Raw genomic sequence first — 6351 nt, 5'->3', positions numbered from 1 at the left:
ATATCTCGATTGCCGGTGCGGGTCGTCCTGCCTACGAGATTATAGAGGCGCAAGTGACCGCTCAACAGAATCCGGAAGCGGTGCGGAAAGAGGTGGCATCCATTAACGGGTCTTTGAAAAACGGCAAGGAAGTGAGTGACGTGCCGGCTTATCTGCAATCATTGTATCGGGCTTCTGTCCAGCCTTATTTGATTTCCTGGTTCAAGTATAATCCCCGGACGGTGATTGCTTCCGTCAAAGTGCCGGTCCTCATTGTTCAGGGTAAAAATGATATTCAGGTATCGGTGGAGGATGCCGAATTTCTGAAAAAGGGTTGCCCGGCTGCCGAGCTGCTTTTGATTGATAAGATGAACCATGTGCTGAAAGATTGTGAGTCAAAGGCCGTACAGCAGCAGATGCTTACTTATGGGAATCCTTCTCTACCGGTGAACAGTGCTTTGATAGCTTCTGTCAGTACATTTGTGAAAAAACTGAAATGATATGGGAGAAATAAAGAAACGTTTGCCGTTGCAATGCCCTGCGTGTAATGCACCGTTGAGGGTGGGTAGGCTTTTCTGTGGAGAATGCCGCACGGAAGTGTGCGGAGATTTTGAACTGCCTGTGCTGGCACGGCTTTCAGATAAAGAGCAGCAGTTTATTCTTGCGTTTGTCAAATCGAGCGGAAGTTTGAAGGGCATGGCGAAAAGTATGGGGGTCAGTTACCCTACGGTGAGAAATATCTTGGACGATTTAATTGATAGACTTTCTAAAATGGATGAGTAATGGGAAATAAAAATAGGCAAAGCGGTGAATCAGTTTATACAGATTGCCGGTATGTGGGCATTGGTATGGGGAGCGTTGGGGGGCCTCATTTCGGTCCGGTCCCAATCCTGCCTGGTGGTGTTATGCGGCAGAGCATCTGATTGTGTGGCTGTTGTGCCATATGTTGATAAATCATTTTTATGGATAAAATAAAAAAGAGGATGCAAAAAGTCTTGTTGGAGCTTTGACATCCTCTTCTATGTTATACTGATGCGTTATTTAATCTTTTCTCGAATCTTGCTAAGATAGGCACGCATCCCCGCAGCATCTTTCTTGTTGATGATATCCAATAGCTCATTTAATTCTGTACGGATACCTTCTACCTGTGCCGGGGTGCGGGGATTGAATAAAATTTCCTGCAACAGGTAGTCGTCTTCGCTTAGTACTCCTTTGGCTATCTTCATGTGGCGTTTGAAAGTAGTACCGGGAGCGTCCTGATGCTTCATCACTGCCGCAAAAACAAAAGTGGAAACAAAAGGGATAGACAGTGAATAGGCCACTGTCTCATCGTGCTCGTCGAAGGTATATTCAAAGATATTCAGACCAAGGTTTTGGTATAAGTCTTTGAAGAAGATTTTACCCAAATGGTCGCCTTCGCTGATGATGATGGCATTTTCGGTGCTCAGTTTGTCTAGGTTGGCAAATGTGGGACCGAACATGGGGTGAGTAGACACATAACGGAATCCGCATTGGTCATAAAATTCTTTCAGTCCGGTCTTTACCGAGGCAATATCGCTGATGATGCAATCCTTAGGGAGAGCAGGCAATACTTGGTGAAAAGCATCCAGTGTATATTTCACGGTTGCCGCATTGATAACCAGTTCGGGCTTGAATTCTTCAATCTCTTCGAGTGTGGTATATCGGTAGGTATTGTAAACAAAACGAAGGCGTTTCGGGTCTACATCAAATACGGCGGTTTCGTGCTGGAAGCTCAATACATCGGTAAAGAAGGAGCCCATTTTACCGGCTCCTAAAATTAATATTCTCATCGGTTTACTTATTTATGATTTCCATTTGTTGCCTTACGCTTTCTTCGTGGATGGCTTCGAATACTTTTTTAATGAAATCTGAGTCCATGCCGCACAGTGAGCCTTGTGCACCGCGCTTGTCTAGAATTTCATTGTAACGGCCTGTCTGCAGAATGGTCATATCATGTTCTTTCTTGAATGTACCGATTTCACGGCAGACACGCATACGTTTTGCCAATACCTCGATAATCTCATTGTCGCAATCATCGATTTGGTTACGCAGTTCGCCCAGGTTTTCGGTGGTTTGGGTTTCTTTGCGGATGACTAGCAGATTTAGGATATAGTCCAGCACATCGGGAGTGACTTGTTGGGCGGCATCGCTCCATGCACAGTCGGGATTGCAGTGTGATTCTACGATTAAACCGTCAAAACCTAAGTCCATCGCCTGCTGGCAGAGGGGAGCTACCAACTCGCGCTTGCCACCGATATGGCTGGGATCACAGAAAATCGGTAGTTCGGGAATGCGGCGACGCAATTCGATAGGGATATGCCATTGAGGCAGGTTACGGTAAATCTTTTTATCATAAGAAGAGAATCCGCGATGGATAGCACCCAGTTGCTTCAAACCTGCATTATTGATGCGCTCGAAAGCTCCAATCCACAATTCAAGGTCAGGGTTGACAGGGTTTTTAATCAATATAGGAATGTCCACACCTTTCAGAGCATCAGCAATTTCCTGCACGGCAAACGGGTTGGCAGTGGTGCGTGCGCCAATCCAAAGCACATCAATACCTGCCTTTAAACATTCGTAAACGTGTTTGGCTGTAGCCACTTCGGTGGCAACATACATACCGGTTTCCTGTTTCACACGTTTCAGCCATGCCAGGCCATCTACACCGATGCCTTCGAAACCTCCCGGTTTGGTACGCGGTTTCCAAATGCCGGCACGGAAAATCTTGATGCCTTTATTGGCCAGCATGAGAGCTGTATCCATAACTTGCTGTTCTGTTTCGGCACTACATGGGCCGGCGATAATCATCGGGCGTTTTTTTTCAATTCCCGGAAGTTCGATGGGTTTTAAATCTAATTCCATAATCTGATATTTTGTTTTGTTACATTATCTTTTTAATTCTTTCCAGTGCTTCAGCCAGTTTTTCTTCTTTGGCACAGAGGGAAATACGTATATAGCGTTTGCCGTTACTGCCGAAGATGAAACCCGGAGTGATGAACACACGTGCTTCGTGCAAAACTTTTTCGGTCAGTTCTTCCACGTCATTGTAAGATTCGGGAATACGTCCCCAAAGGAACATACCTACCTGATTGGGATCAAAGCTACAACCGAGTACTTTCATAATCTCTTCTGCCAGTTGGCGGCGGCGGCTATATACATTGACGTTCGCTTCTTCGTGCCATTCCACACTATTGTTGTAAGCTTGTGCGGCGGCCAGTTGCATGGGGCGGAAAGTTCCTGAATCAATATTACTCTTTATTTTCAATATCCATTGTACAAACTGCGCATTGGTGGCAAGCATTCCCACACGCCAGCCGGGCATATTGTGGCTCTTGCTCATAGAGTTGAACTCGATACAGCATTCTTTGGCTCCGGGCACATTGAGAATACTCAGTGGTTTTTTGTTCAGAATAAAGCTGTATGGGTTGTCGTTTACAATCACAATATTATGGCGGCGTGCAAAGTTTACCAGCTTTTCATAAAGTTCCATCGTGGCGTTCGCTCCGGTCGGCATATTGGGATAGTTGGTCCACATAATCTTGACGCGGCTCAAGTCCATCTTCTCCAGTTCATCAAAATCGGGTTGCCAATGGTTGTCTTCGCACAGGTTGTAGTTCACAATCTCACTGCCCAATATTTTATTTAAAGAGGTGTAGGTAGGATATCCCGGATTGGGAACTAATACTTGGTCACCAGGATTGACCAATGCCAACGTCACATGCAGGATACCTTCCTTGGAACCGATCAGAGGCTGGATTTCTGTCGCCGGATCAAGATCGACGTGATACCATCGTTTATACCAGTCGGCCATAGCTTTGCGTAGTTCGGGGATGCCGACAGTAGGTTGATATCCGTGAACATCGGGGCGTTTTGCTTGCTCGCACAGTACTTGCACGGTTTTTTCCGAAGGGGGCATGTCAGGGCTTCCGATGCCCAAACTGATTACATTCTTACCTTCGGCATTCATTTGTGCCACTTCTTTCAGTTTACGGCTGAAGTAGTATTCGCTAACATTCGCCAGACGGTTTGCCGGCTGAATATTATATGGTTGATGTTCCTTCTGCATATTCTCCTAATATTTTAAGTTCTTTTGTCAATGGTGAAACGGCGTCGATAGATTGCTTGTATCTTAAATAATCATTGAAGATCACGTCTACGTAGAACAGATATTCCCATTCTCGGCCTATAATCGGTAATGATTGAATCTTGGTCAGGTTTATTTTATAGAAAGAAAAGATAGAGAGCACTTGCGACAAGCTTCCTTCGTTGTGAGGGAGGGAGAAAACGATGTTGGCTTTGTTTACTTTCGAACGTTCACGTAAGTCATCGGCTTTCCATGGGTCGGCCACTACAAGGAAACGCGTGAAGTTGTGTTTGTTTGTTTCGATGCCTTCTTCCAATACTTTCATTCCGTATAGATCGGCGGCATATTTGGAACAGATGGCGGCATGACCTTTCAAGTTTTCCCGTTTGATGGCTTCTGCACTTCCTGCTGTATCTTCCGTTTCTACTATCTTCAGTTTCGGATGTTGCATCAGGAACTCTCGGCATTGTGCCAAGGCAACGGGGTGGGAGTTTACTTCGGTCAATGTATTCCAGTCATCGTCGGGCAGACACATGAAACTGTGCTTGATGCGTAGTTTGTGTTCTCCGATAATGGTCATTCCACTTTCGCGCAGCAACTCATAGTTATGCAACAAGCTTCCTGCAATGGTGTTCTCGATAGCAAGCATACCAATGACATTGCTATCCTGTTTCATATTCGAAAAGATTTCTTCGAATGTGGAGCAGCAGATTAGTTCGATTTCTTCACCTGGGAAGAATTTGTGGGCGGCAATGTCATGATATGAGCCCGGTACACCTTGTATTGCTATCTTTTTCATTCGCTATTGTATTATAAAAAAATCCCGCTTCTGCCGGAAGCGGGATTTCGTTGTTATTATCACATTGATTTATTCGTTGTTTAACGTATACATACAAATTCCCGCTTCACTTTGTTGCTAAAGTAAAAGTAATAAAAGAAGAAAAAGTATGTATTGTATAATGCTTTCATTTTGTTCTTATTGTTATTGAATACGCTGCAAAAGTAATATATTTCTAGCAAAAACAAATAAATAAGAAGTTTTTTTTCAAATTTTTTTTAGACAGTGCCTGTTTGGCTCCTGCTTTCCATAATTCCCGGCATCTGTTGTAAAGCCCAATCTACTAATCCTTCTATATGTGGTATTAAGCTTTTCCCTCTTTCTGTCAGTTCATATTCTACTCGTGGCGGAACTTCGGCATATACTCTCCGGCTCACTAGTCCGTCAGTTTCCAGTGTGCGCAGGGTTACAGTCAGCATGCGTTGTGAGATATCGGCTATTGTCTTATGAATATCGCAAAATCGCATGGTTCCGTTAGCATTTAATGTGATAAGAACTAGCATAGACCACTTATCACCAAGCCTGCACAATACATTCCGTACAGGACAATTATCATCCGGATGAAAATTTTTCATTTTTTAATATTTCCTATTTCCTTGTCGTTCAACAATGGTTACCTCTATGTAAGTTCCTTATCTACAGGTGCCTTCTTGTTTTTTGGAAGAAGGATACTTACATTTGTATCACAAAAGTAATAAACTTACTAAAGATAACTATTGTTTTACTAGATAAATTTATTGTTTCACTTATAATTAGTTAAGATTATGGCAAAGAAAGTAGCTGTTTTAGCAGTAAATCCGGTGAACGGATTCGGTTTGTTCCAATATTTGGAAGCGTTTTTTGAAAATGCTATATCCTATAAGGTGTATGCAGTGGCGGAAACAAAGGAAATTAAAACAAACTCGGGTATTGAATTGGTGGCCGATGATGTGATTGCAAATCTTATAGGGCATGAGGATGATTTTGATGCTTTGGTTTTTGCCTGTGGGGATGCGGTTCCTGTATTCGCTCAAAATGCGGATAAGCCTTATAATGTGGACTTGATGTCGGTCTTGAAAGCATTTGCTGGGAAAGGAAAGATCCTGATAGGTCATTGTGCTGCAGGCCTGTTGTTTGATTTTGCTGGAATTACAGAGGGAAAGAGATTAGCTGTGCATCCTTTGGCAAAACCGGCTGTAAGTAAAGGGATGGCTACTGATGAAAAATCGGTTGTTGATGGTAATTTTTATACAGCACAAAGTGAAAACTTTGTTTGGACAATGATGCCTCAGGTAATTGAAGCCTTGAAAAAATAAGGGAATTAATGTCGCCCAATGTAGAAATTTCCTATATTTGGGCGACAATTCCTAAAAATACCTCAAATCCGCAACTAAGCCCTTGAACGTCCTTATTGCGTTTACACGTCCTCTCATTACTGAATTTGCAGATA

General features: G+C 43.4%; 7 protein-coding genes and 1 pseudogene. 3 read left to right on the top strand and 5 right to left on the bottom strand.

Annotated elements, in window-relative coordinates; translation table 11 throughout:
- A pseudogene (locus AB5935_RS23120) lies at nt 1-479 on the top strand (alpha/beta fold hydrolase); the annotation flags it as partial.
- A gap of 1 nt (nt 480) precedes the next feature.
- On the top strand, nt 481-762 hold the full coding sequence (locus AB5935_RS23115) for a DUF2089 family protein (protein WP_007836774.1): 282 nt from the start codon (nt 481-483) through the stop codon (nt 760-762).
- Nucleotides 763-1016: 254 nt separating this feature from the next.
- Here AB5935_RS23115 and AB5935_RS23110 read toward each other — a convergent pair whose 3' ends face one another.
- From AB5935_RS23110 to AB5935_RS23090, 5 genes are all read right to left on the bottom strand, one after another.
- Nucleotides 1017-1790, bottom strand: a complete 774-nt coding sequence (locus AB5935_RS23110; RefSeq protein WP_007836776.1) for a prephenate dehydrogenase — start codon at nt 1788-1790, stop codon at nt 1017-1019.
- A 4-nt stretch (nt 1791-1794) separates the two neighbouring features.
- A complete protein-coding gene (locus AB5935_RS23105; RefSeq protein ID WP_007836777.1) occupies nt 1795-2862 on the bottom strand; it encodes a bifunctional 3-deoxy-7-phosphoheptulonate synthase/chorismate mutase type II in 1068 nt (355 codons plus the stop codon).
- 19 nt (nt 2863-2881) lie between these two features.
- Nucleotides 2882-4066, bottom strand: a complete 1185-nt coding sequence (locus AB5935_RS23100) for a pyridoxal phosphate-dependent aminotransferase (RefSeq protein WP_038608764.1) — start codon at nt 4064-4066, stop codon at nt 2882-2884.
- Nucleotides 4041-4883 carry a prephenate dehydratase gene (locus tag AB5935_RS23095; protein ID WP_007836786.1) on the bottom strand — a complete coding sequence of 281 codons (843 nt, stop codon included), beginning with the start codon at nt 4881-4883 and terminating at the stop codon, nt 4041-4043. The genes AB5935_RS23100 and AB5935_RS23095 overlap by 26 nt, the downstream gene beginning before the upstream one ends.
- Nucleotides 4884-5140: 257 nt before the next feature.
- Complete coding sequence (locus tag AB5935_RS23090; RefSeq protein ID WP_007836789.1) at nt 5141-5497, bottom strand: winged helix-turn-helix transcriptional regulator; 357 nt, start codon at nt 5495-5497, stop codon at nt 5141-5143.
- A gap of 189 nt (nt 5498-5686) precedes the next feature.
- Here AB5935_RS23090 and AB5935_RS23085 point away from each other — a divergent pair, with 189 nt between their 5' ends.
- Nucleotides 5687-6217, top strand: a complete 531-nt coding sequence (locus AB5935_RS23085) for a DJ-1/PfpI family protein (protein WP_007836791.1) — start codon at nt 5687-5689, stop codon at nt 6215-6217.
- The last annotated feature ends 134 nt before the right edge of the window (nt 6218-6351 follow it).

The sequence above is a fragment of the Phocaeicola sp. RTP21198st1_B8_RTP21198_201120 genome, from assembly GCF_040929485.1.
Taxonomy (GTDB): Bacteria; Bacteroidota; Bacteroidia; order Bacteroidales; family Bacteroidaceae; genus Phocaeicola; species Phocaeicola dorei.
Note: the sequence above shows the minus strand (reverse complement) of the source record. Positions and strands in the feature narration are given on the sequence as shown.

Coding starts and splice junctions, on each gene's coding strand:
- AB5935_RS23115 (WP_007836774.1), top strand. CDS start 481: ATGGGAGAAATAAAGAAACGTTTGCCGTTGCAATGCCCTGCGTGTAAT.
- AB5935_RS23110 (WP_007836776.1), bottom strand. CDS start 1,790: ATGAGAATATTAATTTTAGGAGCCGGTAAAATGGGCTCCTTCTTTACC.
- AB5935_RS23105 (WP_007836777.1), bottom strand. CDS start 2,862: ATGGAATTAGATTTAAAACCCATCGAACTTCCGGGAATTGAAAAAAAA.
- AB5935_RS23100 (WP_038608764.1), bottom strand. CDS start 4,066: ATGCAGAAGGAACATCAACCATATAATATTCAGCCGGCAAACCGTCTG.
- AB5935_RS23095 (WP_007836786.1), bottom strand. CDS start 4,883: ATGAAAAAGATAGCAATACAAGGTGTACCGGGCTCATATCATGACATT.
- AB5935_RS23090 (WP_007836789.1), bottom strand. CDS start 5,497: ATGAAAAATTTTCATCCGGATGATAATTGTCCTGTACGGAATGTATTG.
- AB5935_RS23085 (WP_007836791.1), top strand. CDS start 5,687: ATGGCAAAGAAAGTAGCTGTTTTAGCAGTAAATCCGGTGAACGGATTC.